Genomic DNA, 23,487 nt, shown 5'->3' with positions numbered 1-23,487 from the left:
ATGACTGACCACTACGAACGCTTAGGCATTTCTCCAGGAGCTATTGCCGCCGAAATTAAAGCGGCCTATCATGCCAAACTGCGGGAATTTCCCGCTCATACTTATCCAGAAGAGTTTAAGAAAATTCGAGGAGCTTACGAGGCAATTCGCAAAGGAGAAACAACTCAGCATGAGGATTTCTTAAAATTTCGTCCACTAGAAGCAGAACTGAACCCAGAGATATTAAAACAGGTGCGAGAAAAAGCGCTTGCTCAACTAGAAGTGAGCCTGGATGATTTAATTCGTGCCACATTTTAAATAATTCGGAATGGGCTACGCCCCTCTACGCTCCAAGCAAAGCTATGCCGCAGGCTTTACGTAATTCGTAATTGTTAGTTACTAATTTTTCTAATGTCCGCTAACTATTGACCAATGACAAATGACAAATGAGAAAGAAGCTTTATTTGCCAAATTTCTAGATTATTTACACTCAGAACAACCAATCCCTGAATATCTGGGTGAACCACCAGAATCTGCTAATTCCTTTGATCCCTATCAAATGGTGGCAGAATGGACTGCTCTACGCCATGAAGTTAAGCAACAGGGTAAATTATTGCGTTCTACTCAAGATGCTCTGGTGCAAGCATTAGAAGTAACTCGCGCAGATAAAGAACAGCTGCAAATACGTCTGGAAGAAAGTCAAAAGCAAGCATTGGATAAATTTGAGCAACAGCAGGAGAAATTCTTAAAAGAATTACTGGGTATTGTAGATGCGTTAGATCAAGCGTGTAATTACTGGCAAGAAGAATTAGAAGTATTATCTATTAACCCAAAACCTGTTACACAAAAAAGCTTTTGGGAAAAATTGGGAGAGTGGGTTACTGGCAAGGGTTCTCAATCAAAGGTGTCTGAAAAATTACCAACATCAGAATCCTTAAGTGAAATTTTCACCAGCAATCAACAGGGTGTAGAGTTAATTAGGCGATCGCTTTTAGAATTACTAAGACAACGGCGTGTTGTTCCCATTGCATCTATGGGCAAACCCTTTGATTCCCAGACAATGTATGCTGTGGGACGTGAGTCCAGAGCAGATATTACAGACAATACCGTAATTCAGGAAGTAGTACGGGGTTATTTATGGGGCGATGCCTCCGGCAATAACGGAGTTGTACGCATTTTGAGGGAAGCACAAGTGATTGTAGCAACAAGTCCCGACAAGTATCAAAATTAACCCCTAATTTATAATCAGATACTCATTTTCCTCTGATATGTCAAGCAAAAAACTTTTCGGGAATATTCAAACATCTAATTGAAGTATTATCCAGAAACCGAGAATTTACTATGCCTACCACATCTGATATTCAAATCACACTTGATCTGAGAAACCCCCAGTTAGATGACGAAGCATTGGAAAAATTAACCCAAAGCCTTCGGCGCGAAATGCTCGACTTAGACGAAGTAAAAGACGTTAAACGTGTTCTCGATCCTAATCCACCAGCAGGTAACAAGGCATTAGGCGCAGTTTTGGTCGGGTTGCTAACGGCTGAGGTGAATGTAAAAAATATTAAGGCTCTATTTGGATTTTTGAGCGATCGCTTGGGTGGTAAAGCAATCACAATGGAGATTGAAGCCAACGGTAGAAAGCTCAAAGTCACAGCTAGCAGTCAGCAAGAATTATTAGCAGCAATTCAGGCAGCCCAACAATTCGTAGCATCCACATAAGGGGTCAAAAATGGCTAAGATGGCACTTGCGATCGGGGTGAGTGATTACGAACCGGGTTTAACTCCCCTACCTGGGGCTACCAGAGATATAGAGGCGATGCAGCGAGTATTACAGCACCCTGATATAGGTGGATTTGATGACGTTAAAACTTTGTCAAATCCTGAGCCACTAGTGATGCAAGAAGCGATTGAAACATTATTTTCAAGTCGCACGAAAGACGATCTAGTACTGCTATTTTTCTCTGGACATGGTATCAAAGATGACAATGGTAAGCTATACCTAGCTACGCGCATCACTCGTAAAAACCCACAGGGAGAACTAATCCGGGCAACAGCGGTTCCAGCCAGTTTTGTACAAGACATCATGAGCAATAGCCGCTCTCAGCGACAAGTTGTAATTCTAGATTGTTGCTTTAGTGGAGCATTTGCCGAAGGTTGGTTAGCTAAGGATGACGGTTCTGTAGATGTAAAAAAACAACTGGGAGGAGAAGGACGGGCTGTCCTCACGTCTTCGACTTCTACCCAATATTCCTTTGAGCAGGAAGGGTCAGACCTTTCGACTTATACTCGTTATCTAGTCGAGGGGATCGCGACTGGAGTAGCTGATCTCGATAGCGATGGTGTGGTTTCCATTGATGAGTTGCATGAATATGCCAAAGGGAAAGTTCAAGAAGCAGCGCCAGCAATGAAACCAGAAATTTATGCTGTCAAACAAGGCTACAAGATCCGTATTTCTCAAGCACCCACAGAAGATCCCAAGCTAAGGTATCGCAAAGAAGTTGAGCATTTTGCTAGTCGTGGCGTGATTTCTGCTGTGGGGCGTAATGTCTTAGATGCGTTACGAAATGGGTTGGGACTGCTACCAGAAGATTCTGCGGCAATTGAAAACGAGGTGCTTAAACCTTACCAGGAGTACCAGAAAAGATTGCAGAACTATGAGCAAGTTTTAGTTGAGGCGATTGGGCGCGAGCATTCTCTCAGCAGCGACACTCAAAACGAGTTGAAACGTTTGCAGCGAGTTTTAAAACTTAGAGATGAAGATATTGCTCAAATTGAAGCTAAAATTACTTCCCAGAAAATAGCAATCCAACCTTTAGGTGATCCTGGGGCGGTGATTCAGGCTAAAGCCCTCGTCAGCAGGGATGATGTGGCATCAATCAAACCGCCAAACAAAGCTGTAGCAGCAAGCCAAGCTGAAACTCCTACCCCACCTAGAATTAGGCTTCCAAGGGTGTCTACTATTTCTGTCCCATTTCTGAGAAACCCCAAACTTCTTATTGGGGGAAGCATTGTTACTTCTCTAGCTTTAATGACTTATTTGGGGGTAACATCATCACCTGATAAACCAATTGAATCACCTCCACTAATTGCCAGTCCTACTTCATCTTACTTAACCAAGATTGCTTCATTGGACTTGTATAATCAGGCATTCAACAAACAAAAGCAAGGAAATAACCAGGGAGCGATCGCAGATTACACTCAAGCAATTCAAATTGACAAAAACTGGGGAACAGAAAATCCTGACACTAACTATTATGGTAGTGCCTCTGCCTACTTCAACAGAGGTTTTGTTCACTATTCGTTAGGCGAATTTCGACCCGCTTTTGAAGATTTCAAGCAAGCAATCAATCTTAAATCTGACCTAGCTATTGCCTACTACTACCGGGGGCTTGCCCGCTACTTCTCAGATGCCGATCGCAAAGGAGCGTTTAGGGACTTCATGCAGGGAATTGCTATCAACAAGAACTGGGGAGCTGCCAATCCGGCAGCTAACTATTTTGGTAAAGCCTCTGCCTACTTCAGCTTGGGAGATATCAACTCTGAGCTAGGCAATATACCAGAAGCCATTAAAAATTACCAGGATGCAGCTTCTCTGTTTCAGAAAAAGGGAGAGATACTCAATGCTCAAAAAGCGCAGGACAGAATTAAGGAACTCAGTAGCCGTAAGTAGCATTTCTTCGCTGAAGAACAAAAAAAAGGGTAAAGATGTTGAGCGATTGCCTTTTCAAATAATTCAACGGTCTGACAAGCAATTGCACGCAAAAAGGAGAGCTACCTACGTTAACAGTTATATGCAACGGCGATCGCCGTCCAGCGAAGCACAGTCTGTAAAATACTTGCTGTATAAAAATTAAAAATTACGAACTAACCAAACCAGCTTGAAAAATTTGGTTTGGGGTGAGATGCAATTCGGGAAAGGTTTGGGAGATAATGCGATCGCTATCTCGAAACTTACTGATTTGATATTCTCCATCAACCAAATTACAGACTGAGATTGTTGGTTGTTTGGGATTACCGATAAAATTACGTCCACCCAAAGCAGCATAATCGACAATCCAATATTCAGGGATACCCATCTCTTCATAGTCAGCATATTTCAAATAGTAATCGTCCCGCCAGTTGGTTGATACAACCTCAATTACCAAAGGTATTGATGCGCCCAAACTTAGGGTAGATTGTTTTTTCCACAATGGTTCATTTGCCAGATTTGTCCTATTTAGCACCAATACATCTGGAAAGTAACCAGAATCTTTTTCCAGAGGTCTAACTATAACTTGGTTAGGGACAATGTAAGGGAGATTTAATCGGTCAATTGAAGCACTAAGCTTTATTGTCAAAAACCCTTTAACTTCTTCGTGGTCTCCTACTGGTTGCGCCATTTCAACAATACTTCCATTATGTAGTTCGTAACGTACCCCGGTATTTTCAGGTAAGCGCTCGACGAATTCCTCAAAAGTTACTAGCTTGGATATGGCTTGAGTCATTAGTTTTGAGAATTAGTGCTTTGGAAATATTATCTCTAATCTAGAGGACTGCGGACAGCTTTTCCACCACGGTTAAGGACATGGGTATAAATCATCGTGGTTTTTTTGGTTGAAACAGTACTTGACAGACTCTTCAGCCACCTCACAATTCTGGTGCAGCGATCGCACCAGAATTGTAGGATGCGTTACGCTAGCGCTAACGCATCCTACAGTTGTCTATAGTGGACTGGAACATACCGATATATCGGCGAGTGCGATCGCATCACAGCATTTACCAAATTATGCGAATTATTTGCTCAATATCTTGTAATCTTATATCTAAATACTGAAGCTATCACGCTTCAAAAATATAGGACTCCTATTTGATTTTTGAACAATCAAGCTGCCTAGAAGCTTGACATACAAAGCTTGACTTCTCAGTATACTGAGCAAGATTAAAGTAGGATTACTATATAGTACTTTGTAATGACCCAAGGCTACGCACCTGTGAATGGGTCAGAAAGTTAGGGCAAATAACTTTTAAACTTTAAATTTTATGAAAGCAGTTGGTATTGACTTAGGCACAACAAATTCCGAAGTGGCGATCGTCGAAAACGGGCAAGTGCGGGTATTACCAGGAGAAGATGGCGACCTGATTTTACCTTCCTGTGTGGGATTTAGCGATACAGGTAAACTGCTAGTGGGACGCGAAGCACTCCGTCAGTATGCAGCAGCACCTGAACGCACCGTCAAGTCAATTAAGCGCTGGATGGGAACTGACCACAAAACCACTTTCGGAGATAAAGAATACTTACCTCATGAAGTTTCTGCTATTATTCTCCGCGCTCTGAAACAACGGGCTGAAAATGCTTTAGGAGAAACAATTACCCAAGCAGTGATTACGGTTCCAGCCTACTTTACGGACGCTCAACGGCAGGCAACTAAAACTGCTGGCGAGATAGCTGGTTTGGAGGTACTGCAAATTATCAACGAACCAACGGCGGCGGCTTTAGCTTATGATTTACGCTCCGAAGAGACAGAACGAGTTGTAGTTTATGACTTGGGAGGTGGTACTTTTGACGTGTCGGTAGTTGAAATTACAGGCGAAGTGACAGAAGTACTAGCTAGTCATGGTAATAATCGCTTGGGTGGAGACGATTTCGACAGACTTTTACAACTGTATCTGGCGGATTTATTCCGCAAACAGCATGGTGTCGATGTGCCAGATGATGCGGCTACCCAGGCTCGTCTCCTGAGAGCAGCAGAGCAGTTAAAAATTGACCTGAGTTCCCATGCTTTTGCTACAGTCCGGGAAGCCTTTTTAGGTAGTAAAGGCAAGACTGCACTACATCTGGAGACAGAAGTAGCACGAGCAGATTTTGAAAAATTGATTCGCCCACTCTTGGCAGAAACCCTAGAGGCAATTGACCGCGCACTAACAGATGCCAGCCTGGAACCCAATGAGATTGACCGGATTATCCTAGTTGGTGGTTCTACACGCATTCCTCTAGTACAACAAATGATCCAAGAGCATCTGGGACAAAACCCCACCGATGGCATTCAACCAGACCTTTGTGTAGCATTAGGAGCAGCTTTACAAGCTGGGGTACTGGTAGGTGAATCAGTGGATGCTATTCTTGTAGATGTGATTCCTCATTCTCTGGGCATTGCTGCGGCTGTGCCTACACCAATGGGTATTATGCCAGGTTACTTTAGTGTGATTATTCCCCGCAACAGCGTTGTTCCCGTTTCTCGCTCCCATGTTTATTCCACCGTGTTTGATGAACAAGAAGTGGTAGAAATTGAAGTTTTTCAGGGAGAAAATACGGTTGCTGAAGAAAATGTTCCTCTAGGTTCCTTTAGAGTGGAGAACTTACCACCCAAACCAGCAGGAGGTATTGAAGTCGAGGTTCACTTTGACTTTGACCTGAATGGCATTCTCACTGTCACCACTACTGAGAAAGGCAAAGGACAACAAGGAACGCTAGTAGTAAATAATGCAGGTATCCAGAAACTTTCTAGCCATGAATTGAAGCAAGCAAGGGCAGATTTAGATGCATTGTTTGACAGTGATGAAACAATTGAAATCTCCGCAGAAGATTCAATCGAGTCTGTAGAAATCGCTCCAGAATTGGCAGCACTTTTAGACCGCGCGGGGCAAGCACTTCTTACGGTAGACTCTGAACAAGCTCTTGAATTACAAGACTTATTAGAACAGATTGAAAGTGCGATCGCTAACAATAGTCCAGAACTACCCCAGTTAGAAGAAGAACTCTCAGATTTTCTTTACTACGCAATTTCCAATGAGTCAGAGTGAGAAATCATGAAATGTCCTGTCTGTGGTGCAGTTTATCGTCCAATAAAGGGGAGCAGAGTCGGGATTGAGCAGCACAATAATGATTACAAGGAAGAAACTGCTACCATATCTGCCTCATCTTCTTCATCTCCCTTACTCAGCACTGCTTCTTCCTCCCCAACTTGCAGACGCTGCAAAGTAGACTTGTCTGACTTGTTCCGTCTGCACGACCAAGCCATCTGGTATCACAGACAAGCACTGCATTTATTGTCCAAAGGGTGTTATCCAGAAGCAGCAACGCACAACAATCAAGCTCTAGCTTTGTATTACAGCAATGCAGACTTCCATGCCTTGGCTGGGAAATTATCGGCATTGCAAGGAGAATGGAGAGAAGCGATCGCATCTTGGCAACAAGCACTCAAGTTTGACCCACAAAATGCCATTGCTTCTGATTCTCTACAAATGATCAAGCTTATGGCAACTCTCACCGCTTGCGGTTAGCGGTGAGAGTTGTCACAAAAAAAGCCCTCAGAGATTTTATGAGGGCATTGATTAATATCACCAAACAAGGCAAAAGTAAAAAGTAAAAAGGCACTCATAAAAACATTTATTTCGAGATGCATAGCATTTATAGTATCTACAAAAGGTGATCGCCCAAAATAATTAAAGTCACGATATGTTTAAATGTATAGAGATATTAAAGTATTAGACCTTTATGGTATACACTAATTAACGCTTTAGTTTTTTAACAAATGATTGTTATCAGTATCTTTTTCTTTCTTGACTTTTTTATCTAGTTTTCTTAAGCCACTATCCAAATGTGTAAAAACATAATTTGTCATTGCGTACTCCTTTGGAGAACCCGTAGGTACGGAACTCAGTGAAGCAAAGCAATCGCAAACTACAGATGTTGCGATTGCTTCATTCCGCTTTGCTTCATTCGCAATGACAAGTAACGATTTTGGTAAATTTACAATATTGGGATGTTCCCGATTTAATTCTTGAGAAGACGGTAATTAAAACACAAAAAATTATAAGATTATTTAGTTGAAATTGACTGGATAAGTTAATGAGTATTAAGTTACCCCAAAAATTGATGTTGCTGGGTTCAGGAGAACTAGGCAAAGAATTTGCGATCGCGGCTCAACGTCTTGGTAATTATGTGATTGCTGTTGACCGCTATGCCAATGCTCCGGCGATGCAGGTTGCTGATGCTTATGAAGTTATTTCTATGCTCAGTGCTGATGATTTAGAAGCTGTAGTGACAAAACATCAGCCAGACGTAATTATACCAGAAATTGAAGCAATTAGAACAGAAAAACTGCTCGAATTTGAACAGCGAGGGATTACAGTTATACCAACTGCGGCTGCTACTAATTATACAATGAACCGCGATAGAATTCGGGAACTAGCACATCAAGAATTAGGCATCAGAACGGCTAAATATGGTTATGCGACAACTCTAGAAGAATTAATTGCAGTTTCGGATAAAATTAGCTTTCCCAATGTTGTTAAACCTGTGATGTCATCCTCTGGGAAAGGTCAGTCTGTAGTGCCGGATCGTAGCGAGGTTGAGAAGGCTTGGAATTATGCCATTGCCAATTCTAGAGGTGACAGTCAAAAAGTCATCGTTGAAGAATTTATTAACTTTGAAATCGAAATAACTTTACTGACCATTAAACAGTGGAATGCACCAACAATTTTCTGTTCTCCTATTGGTCATCGCCAAGAACGAGGAGATTATCAAGAATCGTGGCAACCCGCAGAAATTTCTGAAGACAAGATATTAAAAGCTCAAGAAATAGCCATAAAAGTCACTGATGCTTTAGGAGGAGCCGGAATTTTTGGCGTTGAATTTTTCATTACCAAAGATGAAGTGATTTTTTCAGAACTTTCTCCCAGACCCCATGATACGGGAATGGTGACGTTAATTTCACAGAATCTCAATGAATTTGAATTACATCTACGAGCTATTTTAGACTTGCCAATTCCTCATATAGAGCAGTTAGGAGCCTCAGCCAGTGCGGTGATTTTAGCTTCAGAAAAATCTGATTCTATTGCTTTTAGTGGTATCGCCGATGCTTTGTCAGAAAAAGATGTAGATATTAAATTATTTGGTAAACCTAATGCTCATCCATATCGGCGAATGGGCGTAGCTTTGGCGAAGGGTGTGAATGTCCAAGAGGCTAGAGAAAAGGCTACTAAAGCTGCAAGTAAAATCACAATTATCTAATTACTATAGGGGCTTAAGTAAGCCTGGGCGAATAGCAATACAGTTCAGTTAATACCATTTATTTGTGAGGCTGCGCCAAATTTTCTTTCTTTGTGTCCTTTGCGCCTTTGCGGTAGCCTACGGCAAGCTGCTTTGCGTCTACGTTTTTCTTTATATGGTTTAGCGCATCTTCATACAGAATAGACATCTCCGAAAATGAATGTAGAGACGTAGCAGTGCTACGTCTCTACAAGGATTCTGGGTAACGCATATTTAACCCTCTTTTATCACTTTCGGGAGAGAATAATCTGGAATGCTTACAGCATAAGACTTTTACCAAAAAATCATGATTTCAGCCATTGTGTTAGAAAATAAACGCTCAAATGCCCGTTGTATCTACAGTTCAAAATTTGGCTTTGATTTTTATTTTCCCAGAGTGACAAAACAGGGTTAATTTCTGGAGATGTCTAATTGGTATAAGGCTAAAACTTTTTGCCAAAGTCAATTTTTTTGACGAACCGCAAAGGACGCAAAGGGAAGAAATAAATGCTTCACTGAACCGTATTGGGCTATACAAGCAAAGTCCGCCTCGGCGGACTAAGGGAAAATTAAGGTTTTTTAACCCACGGAGGTGGGTTTTGTTTGTGTAGACGCGGTTTCTAACCGCCCATTACTATCTCGTAACACCATAAGATGAATTAACCGCAGCAACCGGATTCATCTGATTCAGGTAATTGTAAACAAGTTGGGAAACTTGACGAATAAAGTCTCTCCCCCTGCTGTCTTTATAGGGACGGGTAACGAAGATGGAAGCTAAGTAGCGCTTACCATTGGGCATAGTTACAAATCCCGCGTCGCCAATGAGAAAGCCAATATCTCCGGTTTTGTTGGCAATGACAGCACCTTTCCCCAAACCTGCGGGAAGCAGGGTGTGAATTGTAGTGTGGCGCAGAATATCTAAGGCTTGTTCTCGACTCTGTAAAGAAACTAGCTTGTTGTTCACAACTAAAGCCAGCACCCGCGCCATATCTTGAGAACTTGTGGTGTTGGTTCCTCTCAAGTCAGCTAAAAGATGGCGAATTACTGTATCTTTCAGTCCCCAACTACGGAAGCGCTGATTTAGTTTCGCCGCTCCACCTAAGCGATCGATAATCATGTTGGTGGCGGTATTATCGCTAATGGTAATCATCTTAGTGATGGTTTCCAAAGCTGTGTACTTCTTACCAACTCGTTCATACTGCATACTTCCAGAACCATTGGTAACTAAGTCACGCCGCATCGTCAGGTTTTCCTGAAGGGTGACTTTACCAGCATCTAAATCTTGGAAAAAGGCGATGAGTATTGGCAGTTTGATTGTACTAGCAGCAGGGAAAACGCGATCGCCTCCAATATCCAAATAATCCCCAGTATCCAAATCCAGGAAAAACATTCCTGTTTTCAGAAAACTGTAGCGATTCATCAAGGCTTTAATTTGAGGTTCTAGCGCTTTCATCGGTGAATGCATCGGAACTACGCCAGCAAAGAGAGTGCTATTATCATTCACTCTTGGAGAAATACTTGGAGTTACTTCTAGATATTGCGGCTGGGTTGCAGTCTGTTGTATTGGTTTGGGTAACTGCACAGACCAATGATTGGGGGATTCCTGTTGCAGTTGCACTTGTGCTAAATCAAAGGTGTAACCAGGTGCTAAAGTAACTACCATGCGGGTAGTCTCTGCGTTAAACTGCTCGATGCGAATATTTTGAATTACTGGCCCCACTCTTTGACTAGTCTGTGGATATCCTAATGTAACTCCAGGCAAATCAATTACTAAACGAGTCGGGTTGTTAAGTAATTGTACCTTTGGTTGAACATTCTTATCTGTAGTGAAGTCCAGATGATTTCGATTGCTATCAAAATGCCAATTTGCGATGGCTACGCCCGCCGCAGGCATCGCAGCATTAGCTTTAACAGTGGAACCAAGCAGGAGCAAGCTTAAGAAGCTGGGTAGAAACCAGCTAAATTTTACAATGTTTTCTTTGTGTGTGAGTAGCATTAGCGATCGCTTTGTGTGTGAGGAAGATTTTAAACGAACAAAAGCCGCCACTATTAAAGCACAATTATAAAAATTTTTGTAAACTATGCGCTTATACGAAAAAGCATCTGTTACAACAAGTGTTTAATTTAATCAGTATATAAGCTTTCCGCGATCCTCTACGGTTACTAAAAATTCCAGATTATTGGGAAATAAAGATTTAATTTGACCGCAATTAGCTTTTTCATCATTTCCATACTGATGATTTAATGATGTAAATAAGTAATAACTATATCTGGGCACAGCTAAATATTGTCTATGAGAGTTTCCGATATCCAGAAATTCAAATTATGGAAATTTTGGATAGTAGCCTGTACTATCAGTTTCACCATTAGCGGTTGTACGCCTGAAAAACGAGCGATGCTGCGAATAACTGCCGAGAATTTTCGCGATCGGGCAGCTGATGCTATTACATCAGTGAAGAAAATTTACCAACTGAATAATTTACCAATAGATGACAATTTAGTTGTCGATCAATTACTCACTGATACCAGTATTGAATTTGGAATTCCTACAGAAGTAAATAGCATTATCACCGGAGAAAGTCAGCAAAATTCCCAGTCATCAGATGTCGATCAAACACTCGATGCTTTGAAAGCAGAATACGATACAGCCGTCGAGGTATTTAACAAGCTGGAAACAATTGATTATGAAAGTAAAAAGATAGTTGCTCAAACTGCCCAGCCAGCAAGATGTTTAACAGTAAAAATGCTACTTTTAGCCAAAAGAATTCAAGAAAAACCACCAAGACCTATGGATTGGGAACGAGTAATCATCAGTTCTAAACTAAAGCATCTTAGTGAAGAGTATAGAAAATTAAATATATCCTCACAACCAGAAGCACAAGAAATTAAGCATCAAGTTGTTGAACAGATAGATGATTGGCGAAAGGTTAATGCTGCTGAACAACAAAGTTTAAATGAATCTATCTCTAAACTTTTGGCAGCAGCTGACACCGGTCGAAAACTCTCAGAACTTATTGATGACTATCCTAATCTTAATTTTGAAGTTATCGCCGCTAGAGTTACTCAGATTATTGGGGTAGCTACCAATTTCACCGGTAACGACTACAATTCATTACTCACAAAGATTAACACTGTTGAAAGAGAAGTTAACAAAGATGATGTTTTGAAAGAATTTATGAAAGAAGTATCTCTTAGAAACACACAGGTACAACCAAAAAATTCTCAATTATGTCAATAATTTTTAATTTTTAGGGTAAATGTAACACATTTGAATAAACTTTTATGGGAATATATAAATTATGGCTACCGATAAGATTTTAGATACTTTTGCGGAAATAATTTCTCAGATGAAAGAAGTTCCTGGCAATCAAATTGACTTAGAGCAACTCAATAATACAGAAGAAAAATTACGAGATATTCTTTTTCAGCTTCAATTTGAACTTTTAAGCGCGCAAAATCAAAAAAACTGGGAGGAAGTAAACAAATTTAAGTTAGCAGTTAGTGAATGCCAACTTACTCTCAATCAGGTAAGAGCAGCAATTATAAATGTTAGTATCATCGGCATCGATCAAAAAAATCTGGCACAAATGCAGAAAATATTAGAGGAAATCGAGACTGCACGTAAAACTCAGGTAAATATAGATTTAGCTATCCGTTTACTAGGTTTTTTGCGTAGGCTGTTCCTTTAATCACAATCCTAAATCTACGGCAATGCGATGGGCACAAGCAAACCCAGAAAAAGCCACTGCATTCAACCCTTGACCGGGAAAGGTACTATCCCCTACACAATAAAGTCCTGAAATAGCTGTGCGATTAAAGGGCATATTCAATAACCCCCACAACTTACGCCGGGGAATTGGCCCATAAGTGCCATCTTCACGACCCAAAAAGCGGCGATGGGTGCGCGGTGTTCCCACTTCTAAATAATCCAATCCGGCATCTAAACCGGGAAAAATTTTCTCTAGGCGGTCAATAATTTGCCAAGCTGCTTTTTCTTTCTTTGCTTCGTACTCACCCTGAGAAAGTTCTCGCCAATCATCAATCCAGTGAGGCGTGAAAGCATGAATGATGTGATATCCATTTGGTGCTAAATCTGGGTCAAGTAATGTGGGAATCGAAACAAATACTGTGCCTTCTGCATCTGTCATCTTTTCCCAATCTTCCAGCAAAATATGGTGACACTCTGTCCCCACTGGTAAAACTGACTCCTTTACGCCAATATGCAAACTCAAAAAGCTTGGAGATTTTTGGTAATTTTGTTGCCATCTTTTCTCATTATCTGGCATTGCTTCTGGTGGCAATAATTGTGCAAATGTATCCCACCGCGTAGCATTAGAAACTATGCGTTTACCCCGATATACTTTACCATTCGCTAGTTGCACACCTACTGCTTTTCCTTGTTCTGTAAGAATTTTGGTGACTCTAGCTTGGTACTGAATCTTACCTCCAGCTTTTTCTAGACCATCTACTAGTTTTTGGGCAATTTGTCCGACTCCGCCTTTGGGATAGTTAACTCCGCCATAATGCCTGTCAGAAAAGACCATCCCAGCATTAATCATCGGTGTCATGTCTGATGGAACCACCGACCAGCAATAACATTCCATATCGATAAATTTCAATAATTGCGGGTCTTTGATGTAGCGCCGCGCCACATCTCCGGCATTTTGGGGCAGATACTTAGCTAAACCAAGACACGCTAAAGGATGCTGGAAAAATACGCGCAGTAGATACCGAGGTTCTTCTAGTGACAGCAAATCCATACTGTTGAGGCACTTGAATACTTTTTGGCATTCGTCATAAAAGCGACGAATCCCTTTTTCTTCGTGGCGAAAATGAGCAATAAGATTTTGCAAAAATTGTTCATAAACCCGGTCAACCTTCAGGTCTAAACCTTGGGGTAGATGATAGTGAATCTGTACCGGATCTGCGATCGCTTCTTGGCTAACATTTACACTTGATAATGCACGGGTGAGTAAGTTGGTAGTGCCATTTTTTCCCAGTCCAAAAATCATTGATGCACCAACATCGAATCGATAGCCTTGGCGTTCAAAATAACCAGCGCTACCACCTGGAATCAAATAACGTTCCAGTACCAGTACTTTCGCTCCCTTCGCCGCTAACTGGGTCGCTGTTACTAATCCGCCAATCCCAGACCCAATTACGATCGCGTCATTTGTCATTTGTCCTTTGTCCTTTGTCCTTTGTACTGAGCTTATCGCTAAAGCGAAAGCTCCACTAACGCGTAGCGTCTCGTAGAGAAATATTTGTCCTTTGTCTAGAGTCAATGAATATTTAATTTAACTAATGACCAATGACAAATGACCGAATGGCACTAAGAAAAGCCCAAAGTCTTGTGTTACCTCGTTCCCAGCCTCTAGGCTGGGAATGTATTCAAAGAGGCTCTGCCTCTCGTCAACCCCCTGGAGGCGGAGCCTCCCAGAATCCGTTCCCAGCCTGGAGGCTGGGAACCAGTCAGGGCAAGGGCTATATCTTTTCTTAGTGCCATTCGACAAATGACCAATGACCAATGCCCAATGCCCCATTCCCCATGCCCAATGCCCTAATCAAAAAAAGAGGGACGAGCCTGCTGCTGCTGGCTAATCCCGTTTGCCGATCCTTAAAAGAGAGGAGAACACTGTATAAGAATATAGCCTTGATTGAGAATAAATATCAACTATTAATAAAAATAATTCTCAATAAAATTGAGCGTGTTAATTTTTAGCTGTCAGCCGGATGCAGGAAAGAGTATTATGGTGTTTCAGTTCTTATACAATAAAAAGGCGCCTATTTCTGGCTATGACGCTACAATTGCGCGTTTATGTTCCACCCCATCCCCTGATCAAACACTGGCTAGCAGTTGCCCGTGATGCAGGTACGCCTTCAGTATTGTTCCGCAGTGCGATGACTGAGTTGGGAAGATGGCTGACTTATGAAGCTGCGCGAGACTGGTTGCCGACCCAAGAAACGGCGGTGCAGAGTCCCTTAGATACCTGTCCCGCAACGGTGATTGATCCGCAAGTGCCGATGGCAGTAGTGCCAATCCTCCGGGCTGGATTAGGATTACTAGAGGGAGCGCAGACTTTATTACCTTTAGCATCGATTTACCATCTTGGCTTGGCACGAGATGAAGAGACACTGCAACCTCATTGTTATCTGAACAAGTTACCAGAAAAATTTGACCCTCAAACACGAGTGTTAGTTACCGATCCAATGTTAGCAACTGGAGGGTCAATCATGGCAGCAATGGCAGAATTGACACAACGGGGCGCTGATCCATCTTTGATACGAATTATTTGTGTAGTAGCAGCTCCACCCGCTTTGCAAAAACTGAGTGAAGCTTATCCAGGTTTAATAATTTACACCGCTACTATTGACGAAAAACTGAATAGCAAGGGATATATTGTACCGGGATTGGGAGATGCAGGCGATCGCATCTTTGGGACTTAAGCTACTATGCAGCTAGGGCAGGAAAATAGCATAACTACTGTAAAAGTTGCAAGGTTTGTTGAAGGCGGTAAAGATATGAGTCAGCGAGATGGTTTTGGCAGTGGCTTTTTAGCAGGGGCCTTTGTTGGTGGGATATTTGGCGGTGTGATCGGGGCACTGATTGTTTCTCGACGCGAGCCAGAATTGCTAGCAGAAGAAGAAACACAACTGACAGATAGCCAAGCCGAAGCTAAGAAAATAGTAGCAAAGCGGCGTCAGATGAAAGCCTCAGAAAGTGAGAGCAACAGCATAGAAACGGCCAGGCGATCGCTAGAAGATAAAATTGCCCAGCTAAATGCCACAATTGACGAAGTGCGAAATCAACTAGGGAACGTGAATAGTAGTTCACCCCAACCAAGCAATGACCGCTCCCTCACTAAAGACTCCTGAGTTTGTTCAGGCGTGGTGAAAGTGTCAAATGTGGTAAATATGGAATCCGCAAACATGACATGGACTAAATTAAAATTAAAAGATAAGACCGCGTTTGACACTTAGTAGGAAACCAACAAATCCATGTACCTTCTGATTAACACTCTGGCCAGTTTCATCCAGATTTATACTGTTCTGCTAATTATTCGGGTTTTATTGACCTGGTTCCCCACTATCAACTGGTACAACCAACCATTTGCCACTTTGAGCCAGATAACCGATCCTTATCTGAATCTGTTCCGCTCAATCATTCCCCCTTTGGGCGGTATAGACTTTTCAGCAATGTTAGCTATCATACTGCTTCAAATAGTAGGTGGTGGTCTGCAATCCATCTGATAACACAGAATTTGCAGTTTGCTCCATGTCCAACTGATGAATTTTAGGTCTGGGCTAACTAGCTCAGACTTATCCAGTTTCAAGGCTAATAAGGATAATTATGGATGTAATAATTGAAAACTGACGCTATATTCTACGATATATTTCAAGAATTTCCTAGTATTTTATTTGAACTTATTGGTCAACCTAATACTAATACCAATACTTATAAGTTTATTGCACCAGAAATTAAACAACGTTCTTTTCGTTTAGATGGAGTATTTTCTCCTCTAGAAGTATTTGGTAATCAACCGCTTTACTTTGTAGAAGTTCAGTTTTACAAAGATGAAGAATTTTATGACCGTCTATTTACAAGTATTTTCCTCTACTTTTCTCAATATAAACCAGTCACTTCTGAGTGGTATGCAATAGTTATTTATGATCAGCACAGCAATGAAACATCCTGTCCTTTACGTTATCGTGCCTTGTTAGAGCCTCATTTACGCTGCTTTTATCTGGATGAACTTGAGTTAGTAGCCCAAGAATCTCTGGGTGTAGGAATTGTCCGATTGGTTGTAGAAACTGAGAACAAAGCCCCAGAACTTGCTAAACAGTTAATTGACAAAGCTAGATTGGAATTAGCCGATGTTCTTATCCAAAGAAAAGTTTTAGAATTTATAGAAGAGATTATTGTTTACAAGTTTCCTAATTTTAACCGAGAGGAGATAGAAGCTATGCTGAATTTAAATTTACTGAAACAAACCAGAGTTTATCAAGAAGCGAAAGAAGAAGTAAAAGAAGAAGTAAAAGAAGAACTAAAGCTAGAACTAAAGTTAAAATTGATACCCAAATTAGTACAAAAAGGGCTAAGTATTCAGGAAATAGCAGAATTATTAGAATTAGATGTTGAAATCATTAGGAAATCTCTTAATTAGAGAACTATTCCTAAAGTAGGATTTTACTATCAGAGGAGCATCGCTGCACGCTACATTCTGTGAAGGGACTATTCTTATAAAAACACTCGTTGAAAACCATTGAGTAACAGGCGCTACGCGCCGTATTACGTAATTTAGGCTGCGTGATGAAAACGGTTTGAGGTGTTTACGCCTTAGTCACGTTCTGGTAAAATTAGGTTGAACAGGAACGGTAATCAACCTGTATAAAAACCTAAATGCCTAAGAGCAATCTGTACCTTGACAATTGAAGATATGGGGTTCTATTCCATAGTTCTAGAACAACCCAGGAATAGGTAAAATCTACCCTTCGGGAACGCGAAGCGCGAACATGGGGACTAGGCGAGCAGAATTTCAATCAAACAAATTTTGGAATCATCCAACTACCGAGGGGCACTCGGAAAGTTAACGCTTGAGGAGAGAACCACCTCTGGGTTAGATACCGCAAGGGGTCTAATCTAAGTGGACTCGCTGAAACCTTGAATCCTCGTACCTTTAGGTCGAGGAGTGTCAATTGTACACTATTCATCCCGACACCGAATCTTTTGATAAAGTGCGGGACTTATAGGAGGAAAAGTTAAAATTTATTACTTACGCACTTGACCGCTAAACCCCGCAGCCTTAAACTGTTTCAGCTTCAACGGAGTAGGCTGATTCGCAGGTACAGAAATTCTCAATTCAAAATCGCTAATACCTGGTGGCACTTCGGTAATGGAGCCTAAGCGAGTACGGTTTTGCATCACTGAGTCATTATTGGCATCATAGATGCGTCCAAAAATATCTGCATCATAGACTGTTTTATTAGTGCCATTTTCTGCCTTGCCAATGACAATAAAACAATTGGCAGCTGTGCTACCACTACTGAGAACAGCCCCTTCTGCTAATTCTGGTGGGCAATCTTTATAAGAGACATCAAATAGTTTAATCTGTGTCAGGGCTATAGCTGGGGGAACAATCACCCACGATAGAAAGGTGATAAGACAGGAAATAAAAATGACCGTGAGTGAGCGCAACCGCATAAAAAACCCCGTGACTTAATTTAATAATGATTTAACTTACAACCTCAGCTTACAACATACCCCTACTCCGTTTCTCTACTTCCCTGATTGATTAGCAACTGTATCGTCATAAGCCAGAAATTCCTCAAAAGTCAGGAGTTTTGTGGGATGCTGAGTTTGAGTCATGGCAATTTCCCTAACTAAGTAGAAAATATCAAACCGATACCAAGAACTCAGGAGACAGAAGACAGAATAGAGTTTTTCTCCTTACTTCCCTGAATATTAAGCATCTTAAGTTTAATTATGTCCAGATTTAACGACAAAGGGATTGGAGACTTTAATTTAACTTTTGTAATAATTAGGGAAATATACCCTCAATTGCTATTAAATTATGACTCCAGATGAGATTGAAACAGCTATGCTTGCAGCCTTTAGTAGTTGTGATGCCGCAAGCTGTCCTCTCACTGACACGCAGAAGCAGATATTACTGCGACTGGTCGAGCAAATTCAGGGAAATTCTACCTCTGGGATGGCAAATATTGCTAATCCCTTAGATGAACTTACCCCAGAGGAGTTAGAAGTATTTTTACAATTTGTTAAGGATGAAGAACAACGCAACCGCACTTGGAAAGTGCAATTACTCAACGACTGGTTGCTGGAAAATGACTCTGGAACGGTGCAATTCATTCGCCAACGCTATGGTTTACAGTGGTTGAATCGGGTTGAGGCGTGTCATTTTGACAAGTATTCTTATTTTGAGGATGCACTAAAGTTAAGAGTAGGCGATCGCATTGAAGTTTCTAATGCACTATGGGAATGGGTGCAAGAGGATGGGCCTTGTCAGCGCGAATGGTTTCCCTGTATGGTGATCAAGGTCGAGGAAATTAGCGATGTCTACGACGGGCTACGCCTACGCGATGATTCCTCTACTAATTGCGTCGTCCGCTTCTTCAACGGCGCTGAGTATGAAATTCAAGGAATTTATGAATGGAATCGCTACAATTGGCGCTGGCCTCAAAAGTAGTAAGGAATGCTGAGTTTTTAATGCTTGAACAACGCCCAAGCTAAAAATCTCTCAGTATAATACAACGCTAATTGATTGCTCACACCGTTGAAAACAGCATCAAAAGCGTGTTCCGCCCAAGGAATTTCTAGAAAAACCGCAGTGTTACCAGAGTTATGTAAACGTTCATACATCTGTCTGCCAAATCGTGCTTCAACTAAATGGTCACGACTGCCGTAAATTAATAAAGTTGGCGGTAAAGGGTGCGTTAGGTAATTTATCGGTGAAGCAATTTGATACTGATTAGGCAATTCTTCTACAGAACCACCAAGAAATGCTTTTAAAACAGCGCGGCTATTTATAGGATCGGGATTTGGCGGTGTTTTGTATCCTTCTGTTAAGTCAACAGGCCCATAATAATTTACCACAGCACGGATGGGTGGTGCATCTGTTTGATAAGCCGCTAGCATTGCTAGATGTGCCCCCGCAGAACGTCCTAAAAGTACCATATGTTCTGAATCAGCTTCATATTCAGCTGCATGTTTGCGAATAAAATTCAGGGCTGTACGCACATCATCTAACTGAGATGGAAACTGATATTGAGGGGCGTGTCGATAATCGATCGCAAATACCGTATATCCATGATTAGCAATATATTGATTAAACTCAGAATTGGCATGAGGATTGCCATATTGCCAAGCTCCACCATAAATTACTACCACTGCGGGATATTTCCCTACCTCTGAGGGTTGGTAAACTTCCATTTTTAAAGGCACTCCCCCAGGAGAAGCAAAGAGAATATCTTTTTGATGGCGCGTTTTACCTAATGGAATACCCCGGGAAAAATTAACTAAGTCAAAGGGATGAGTTTGCATCTTAGCCCTGACTTGGGGTGGAATTTGCTCTAGATAATTTGCTCCAAGCCCTTGTTTCATGGCTTTAGCCATCTGTATTTGAGTTGGTGGGATATTTATTAGCACCCATCCACAAATTAGTAATCCAATTAAACTGAAAATGCAAACTAGGCGTTGTATTTGACGGCGACGAATATAGAATAAAGACAACAATAAAAAGAGCAAATTTAATAAGAATAACCAAGGACTGATTTCTGGCGCTCCCACTGCTAGGGTGAGTAAAAACATGTTTGGAGCGGGAAGAATAATCCAAGAACTAAGAAATAGACTGGCAAAACTGAGTAATAATATCAGCCATGATAAAAGTATTTTGGGTTTAGCAAACATAGATTAAAGTTCGGCAAGAATGACTCAAAAAAAGTACAATTTAGCCGCTAATTATAAGATTAGCAATGGTTATACCGTTTCTTTGTGAAGCTACATATATTTACCCCCGGCTACGCCGTCCCCCCTTACCAAGGGGGGACTACAGGCAATACCGTTCGGTTAAGGTTTTTTGATGAAAATTATAAATCTCAAAGACGCGATAAATCGGCGTCTCTACAAAAGACTGATTATTGTAGAGACGCCGATTCATCGCGTCTCTTGCCTTAACCGAACAGTATTGGGACTACAGGGGGGTATTATTATGTACATCTTCATGCAGAATTGGTATTAGACATTGTGAATTATGGTGACAGCATAAATTATTGCTGTTGTAATTGCTTTTGTACCCAAATACGAAAAGCTTTGAGCGTTGCATTTCTGCCTGCTGTTATACTTTGCTCTAAATGTTGGGGAATTGCTTCAATTATTGGGAATAGAGGAAAATTTAGGCTTTGCTGAGATTCTACATAATGACCATCTTGCAAAACATTAATTTGGAGCTTTCCTCGATCGAAACGCCAAAGTTCAGGCACTTTTAGCGCTTCATAAATATTAGGATGAGTGCGAGAAGTAATATCAATTTCTAGAGCTAAATCTGGAGGAGGATCTACTGCTAAATCTAGCCGCTTCTTGCCGCGAATCTTAGATTCATTTTTGATATAGAAACACTGATCGGGTTCTATACCTTGAGCCATTGCTTGGTTTTTGAAAGTGGTAGAACCAAGGCTGATGAACTCAGTACTCAACTCTTCCAAAAGCGCTTTGACTAAATCGCTAATAATTTCTTTGTCAAATTCATGTTCTGGCAGTGGTGCCATAATCTCCAATATTCCCCGATCATAAGCAATTCGTGCTGCTCGGTGTTCCCCTAAATCCTCTAGAATTGCTTCTAATTCTTGCCAGGTTACATCTCGTAGCAGCACTCTTTGTCCTGGTGGAACATGGATGCGCTTTAATTCCAACAACATCATTTCCACTCCCAGTAGTTGAAACCTAAATTTAGCTTACTCTAGTTGACTAATGCGCTGCGACAATTTTTGCTGCTTCATGGCTAGTATATACTGGGGCGATCGCTCCAAAAAACCAGAGTAAAGAAAAAACCTCTGGAATTCCCAGAGGTTTTGGTTCCTGATTTAGTTTCTAGTTGTTACTCCAATTTGTCCTCAGTCATTTCCTGATAATCAAAAAAAATTATTTGAACAACAAGATCCCCGACTTCTCTAAGAAGTTGGGGATCTGAGCCTCGCGATTTTATTTGTATAGGGACTTCCAACAAATAAATTACCCAATCTTGTAGGGTGGGCATCTTGCCCGCCTTTAGGTATGGGCGGGCGAGACGCCCACCCCACAAGAAGTAGTTGAGTATTTTTTTATTTGGAAGTCCCTATATTGAGTCTCAATCTATCTACGCGATTAATTCTTCGCCTGTGGCTGTGAACCAGGAATTGTTACATCTATTGGTGTCACCTTTGGTGCTAGCTGTGTCAACGGTGGTTGAATGGCGGTTTGATTCCCCACTACTAGAGTTACGATCTTTTCTGGTTTGAGGTATTCTCGTGCTACCCGTTGCACATCAGCAGCCGTGGTGGCGGCGACGGCTTTTTGATAGCGAAAGAGAAAATCAGCAGGATAGCCGTAATATTCGTATCGCATCAACCGTGATAAGGTTTGGCTGGGGTCTTGAAAGTTGAAGACAAAGGAATTGAGTGTAGACTCTTTGGCATAAGCTAGTTCTTTTGCTGTCACTCTTTGAGTTTGGGTGCGCTTAATTTCAGCTTGTAAAGCTTTGACAAACTGGACGGTAGCATCCGATCGCGTTTGTCCACCAGCAATAAAGATGCCAGGATAATCGTAGCGGGGACTCCACTGCCCGTAGACAGAGTAAGCTAAACCTTGGCGCGATCGCAATTCATTAAATAAGCGTCCACCAAATCCATTTAACACCCCATTTAATACATCCAGCGCCGCATAATCGGGATTGTCGAAACGTCCGCCTAAATGTCCCAGAAGTACACTACTTTGCGTGAGTTGTGGCTGATTGACAAAAAAGACTCCACCTGTATTAGCTGGCAAAACCTTTGGTAATGTGGGTTTAGCAATACCTGGATTACGCTGCCAATCGCCAAACTTAGCTTGAACGAGCGATCGCATTTTCTTACTATCAAAATCGCCCACAATCCCCAAAATTATATTATTGGGGTGAAAATATTGTTGATAAAACTTGAGCAAATCCTCACGCTCAACTTTATCAACCGTTGCATACTCGATAGTGCGAGAGTATGGGCTATCTTTGCCATAGATCAATTTTTTAAATTCTCGATTAGCAATCCCATCTGGATTGTCATTACGACGGGCAATGCCACCTTTGGCTTGTGTTTTAGCTAAGTCTAGCTTTTCTTGAGCAAATACAGGCGATCGCAGCACCTCGGCAAACAGCCCAAACACCGGTTCTAAATTTTCGCTGAGTGCGTCAAAGCTAGCACCACCAGAAGTTTCACCAATACTAGTTTCTACAGATGCCGCTCGTTGTTCTAATATTTCGTTGAGTTCATCAGCCGAATGCTGCTTAGTTCCTCCAGTTCGCATTACCGCGCCGGTAAAACCAGCCAGCCCGACTTTCTCCGGTGGTTCCAAACGATTCCCTGTGCGTACAAAGGCCGTTCCATTCACCAACGGTAACTCGTGATCCTCCATCAAATAGACAACCAAGCCATTTTGCAGCACAAACCGTTCATACTTAGGTAACTTAATCTCAGGTAGCGGTGGCAGTTGCAAGTCTGTATAATGCTTTGCCTCAGTCGTCGCCGCCAGAGAAAAATTACAAGTTAAAAGTAAACACGCAAAAACAGCAACCAAAGCATAAATCAGCCCCTTCACATTTCGGATTTTAGATTTTAGATTTTGGATTGATCGGAAGCGAAATTTTTTTATGCCAGCAAAAGACTTTTTTACCATCTTGAATTCTCCATATTTCTCTTTCTCTACATCTGGGGCTGTTTGTTACACCATTTCACTTTTTGGTCGTTACATT

Annotated in this window: 23 protein-coding genes; 16 read left to right on the top strand and 7 right to left on the bottom strand. The window is 41.5% G+C overall.

Annotated features, from left to right (window positions below):
- The 4 genes from V7K76_RS30355 to V7K76_RS30340 all read left to right on the top strand — a co-directional run bounded on the left by V7K76_RS30355 (position 1) and on the right by V7K76_RS30340 (position 3,652).
- The gene (locus V7K76_RS30355) at positions 1-297 is read left to right on the top strand and encodes a molecular chaperone DnaJ (RefSeq protein WP_334777908.1); all 297 of its coding nucleotides are present in this window, start codon (positions 1-3) and stop codon (positions 295-297) included.
- A 121-nt stretch (positions 298-418) separates the two neighbouring features.
- Complete coding sequence (locus tag V7K76_RS30350; RefSeq protein WP_334777907.1) at positions 419-1,210, top strand: nucleotide exchange factor GrpE; 792 nt, start codon at positions 419-421, stop codon at positions 1,208-1,210.
- Between the two features lie 110 nt (positions 1,211-1,320).
- On the top strand, positions 1,321-1,701 hold the full coding sequence (locus V7K76_RS30345; RefSeq protein ID WP_334777906.1) for a hypothetical protein: 381 nt from the start codon (positions 1,321-1,323) through the stop codon (positions 1,699-1,701).
- Between the two features lie 10 nt (positions 1,702-1,711).
- Entirely contained in the window at positions 1,712-3,652 is a 1,941-nt protein-coding gene (locus V7K76_RS30340; RefSeq protein WP_334777905.1) for a caspase, EACC1-associated type, read from the top strand.
- Positions 3,653-3,839: 187 nt separating this feature from the next.
- On the opposite strand, the gene V7K76_RS30335 is transcribed toward V7K76_RS30340, so the two are convergent.
- Positions 3,840-4,466 (bottom strand): Uma2 family endonuclease, encoded by a 627-nt coding sequence (locus tag V7K76_RS30335; RefSeq protein ID WP_334777904.1) that lies wholly within the window; start codon positions 4,464-4,466, stop codon positions 3,840-3,842.
- A gap of 121 nt (positions 4,467-4,587) precedes the next feature.
- Between V7K76_RS30335 and V7K76_RS30330 the strand changes: the two genes are divergently transcribed.
- From V7K76_RS30330 to purT, 4 genes are all read left to right on the top strand, one after another.
- On the top strand, positions 4,588-4,776 hold the full coding sequence (locus tag V7K76_RS30330; protein ID WP_334777903.1) for a hypothetical protein: 189 nt from the start codon (positions 4,588-4,590) through the stop codon (positions 4,774-4,776).
- A 225-nt stretch (positions 4,777-5,001) separates the two neighbouring features.
- Positions 5,002-6,762, top strand: coding sequence for an Hsp70 family protein (locus tag V7K76_RS30325; protein ID WP_334953751.1), 1,761 nt, complete (start codon positions 5,002-5,004; stop codon positions 6,760-6,762).
- A 6-nt stretch (positions 6,763-6,768) separates the two neighbouring features.
- A complete protein-coding gene (locus V7K76_RS30320; protein ID WP_335030352.1) occupies positions 6,769-7,242 on the top strand; it encodes a tetratricopeptide repeat protein in 474 nt (157 codons plus the stop codon).
- A 568-nt stretch (positions 7,243-7,810) separates the two neighbouring features.
- Complete coding sequence (purT, locus tag V7K76_RS30315; RefSeq protein WP_335030351.1) at positions 7,811-8,974, top strand: formate-dependent phosphoribosylglycinamide formyltransferase; 1,164 nt, start codon at positions 7,811-7,813, stop codon at positions 8,972-8,974.
- A gap of 652 nt (positions 8,975-9,626) precedes the next feature.
- On the opposite strand, the gene V7K76_RS30310 is transcribed toward purT, so the two are convergent.
- Complete coding sequence (locus V7K76_RS30310) at positions 9,627-10,988, bottom strand: serine hydrolase (protein WP_334953757.1); 1,362 nt, start codon at positions 10,986-10,988, stop codon at positions 9,627-9,629.
- A gap of 297 nt (positions 10,989-11,285) precedes the next feature.
- Here V7K76_RS30310 and V7K76_RS30305 point away from each other — a divergent pair, with 297 nt between their 5' ends.
- Entirely contained in the window at positions 11,286-12,230 is a 945-nt protein-coding gene (locus tag V7K76_RS30305) for a hypothetical protein (protein WP_334777898.1), read from the top strand.
- Positions 12,231-12,291: 61 nt separating this feature from the next.
- Positions 12,292-12,681, top strand: coding sequence for a hypothetical protein (locus V7K76_RS30300; protein WP_334777897.1), 390 nt, complete (start codon positions 12,292-12,294; stop codon positions 12,679-12,681).
- On the opposite strand, the gene crtH is transcribed toward V7K76_RS30300, so the two are convergent.
- The gene (gene crtH / locus V7K76_RS30295) at positions 12,682-14,172 is read right to left on the bottom strand and encodes a carotenoid isomerase (protein WP_334953749.1); all 1,491 of its coding nucleotides are present in this window, start codon (positions 14,170-14,172) and stop codon (positions 12,682-12,684) included.
- A gap of 131 nt (positions 14,173-14,303) precedes the next feature.
- Here crtH and V7K76_RS30290 point away from each other — a divergent pair, with 131 nt between their 5' ends.
- The 5 genes from V7K76_RS30290 (at position 14,304) to V7K76_RS30270 (ending at position 17,157) form a co-directional block, all read left to right on the top strand.
- Positions 14,304-14,492, top strand: a complete 189-nt coding sequence (locus tag V7K76_RS30290; protein WP_334953748.1) for a hypothetical protein — start codon at positions 14,304-14,306, stop codon at positions 14,490-14,492.
- Between the two features lie 296 nt (positions 14,493-14,788).
- Positions 14,789-15,439: a uracil phosphoribosyltransferase gene (gene upp / locus V7K76_RS30285; protein ID WP_334711302.1), complete on the top strand. Its 651-nt coding sequence runs from the start codon at positions 14,789-14,791 to the stop codon at positions 15,437-15,439.
- A 75-nt stretch (positions 15,440-15,514) separates the two neighbouring features.
- Positions 15,515-15,868 (top strand): hypothetical protein, encoded by a 354-nt coding sequence (locus tag V7K76_RS30280; RefSeq protein ID WP_334695264.1) that lies wholly within the window; start codon positions 15,515-15,517, stop codon positions 15,866-15,868.
- Positions 15,869-15,991: 123 nt separating this feature from the next.
- Positions 15,992-16,243 carry a YggT family protein gene (locus V7K76_RS30275; protein ID WP_334777894.1) on the top strand — a complete coding sequence of 84 codons (252 nt, stop codon included), beginning with the start codon at positions 15,992-15,994 and terminating at the stop codon, positions 16,241-16,243.
- A 113-nt stretch (positions 16,244-16,356) separates the two neighbouring features.
- Positions 16,357-17,157 (top strand): Rpn family recombination-promoting nuclease/putative transposase, encoded by an 801-nt coding sequence (locus V7K76_RS30270; protein ID WP_334777893.1) that lies wholly within the window; start codon positions 16,357-16,359, stop codon positions 17,155-17,157.
- A gap of 605 nt (positions 17,158-17,762) precedes the next feature.
- On the opposite strand, the gene V7K76_RS30265 is transcribed toward V7K76_RS30270, so the two are convergent.
- Positions 17,763-18,194 carry a biotin carboxylase gene (locus V7K76_RS30265; protein WP_334711304.1) on the bottom strand — a complete coding sequence of 144 codons (432 nt, stop codon included), beginning with the start codon at positions 18,192-18,194 and terminating at the stop codon, positions 17,763-17,765.
- Between the two features lie 370 nt (positions 18,195-18,564).
- Between V7K76_RS30265 and V7K76_RS30260 the strand changes: the two genes are divergently transcribed.
- Entirely contained in the window at positions 18,565-19,197 is a 633-nt protein-coding gene (locus V7K76_RS30260; protein ID WP_334953746.1) for a hypothetical protein, read from the top strand.
- 17 nt (positions 19,198-19,214) lie between these two features.
- Here the strand turns inward: V7K76_RS30260 and V7K76_RS30255 are convergent, their stop codons facing one another.
- The 3 genes from V7K76_RS30255 to V7K76_RS30245 all read right to left on the bottom strand — a co-directional run bounded on the left by V7K76_RS30255 (position 19,215) and on the right by V7K76_RS30245 (position 23,411).
- Positions 19,215-20,417 (bottom strand): alpha/beta hydrolase, encoded by a 1,203-nt coding sequence (locus V7K76_RS30255; RefSeq protein ID WP_335030350.1) that lies wholly within the window; start codon positions 20,415-20,417, stop codon positions 19,215-19,217.
- Positions 20,418-20,776: 359 nt separating this feature from the next.
- Positions 20,777-21,424, bottom strand: a complete 648-nt coding sequence (locus tag V7K76_RS30250; RefSeq protein WP_335030370.1) for a Uma2 family endonuclease — start codon at positions 21,422-21,424, stop codon at positions 20,777-20,779.
- 445 nt (positions 21,425-21,869) lie between these two features.
- On the bottom strand, positions 21,870-23,411 hold the full coding sequence (locus V7K76_RS30245) for a M16 family metallopeptidase (protein WP_335030349.1): 1,542 nt from the start codon (positions 23,409-23,411) through the stop codon (positions 21,870-21,872).
- Positions 23,412-23,487 lie beyond the last annotated feature (76 nt).

This window comes from Nostoc sp., from assembly GCF_036917975.1.
Lineage (GTDB): Bacteria > Cyanobacteriota > Cyanobacteriia > Cyanobacteriales > Nostocaceae > Nostoc.
The sequence above is the reverse complement of the archived record's forward strand: the minus strand, read 5'-3'. Positions and strand labels throughout refer to the sequence as shown.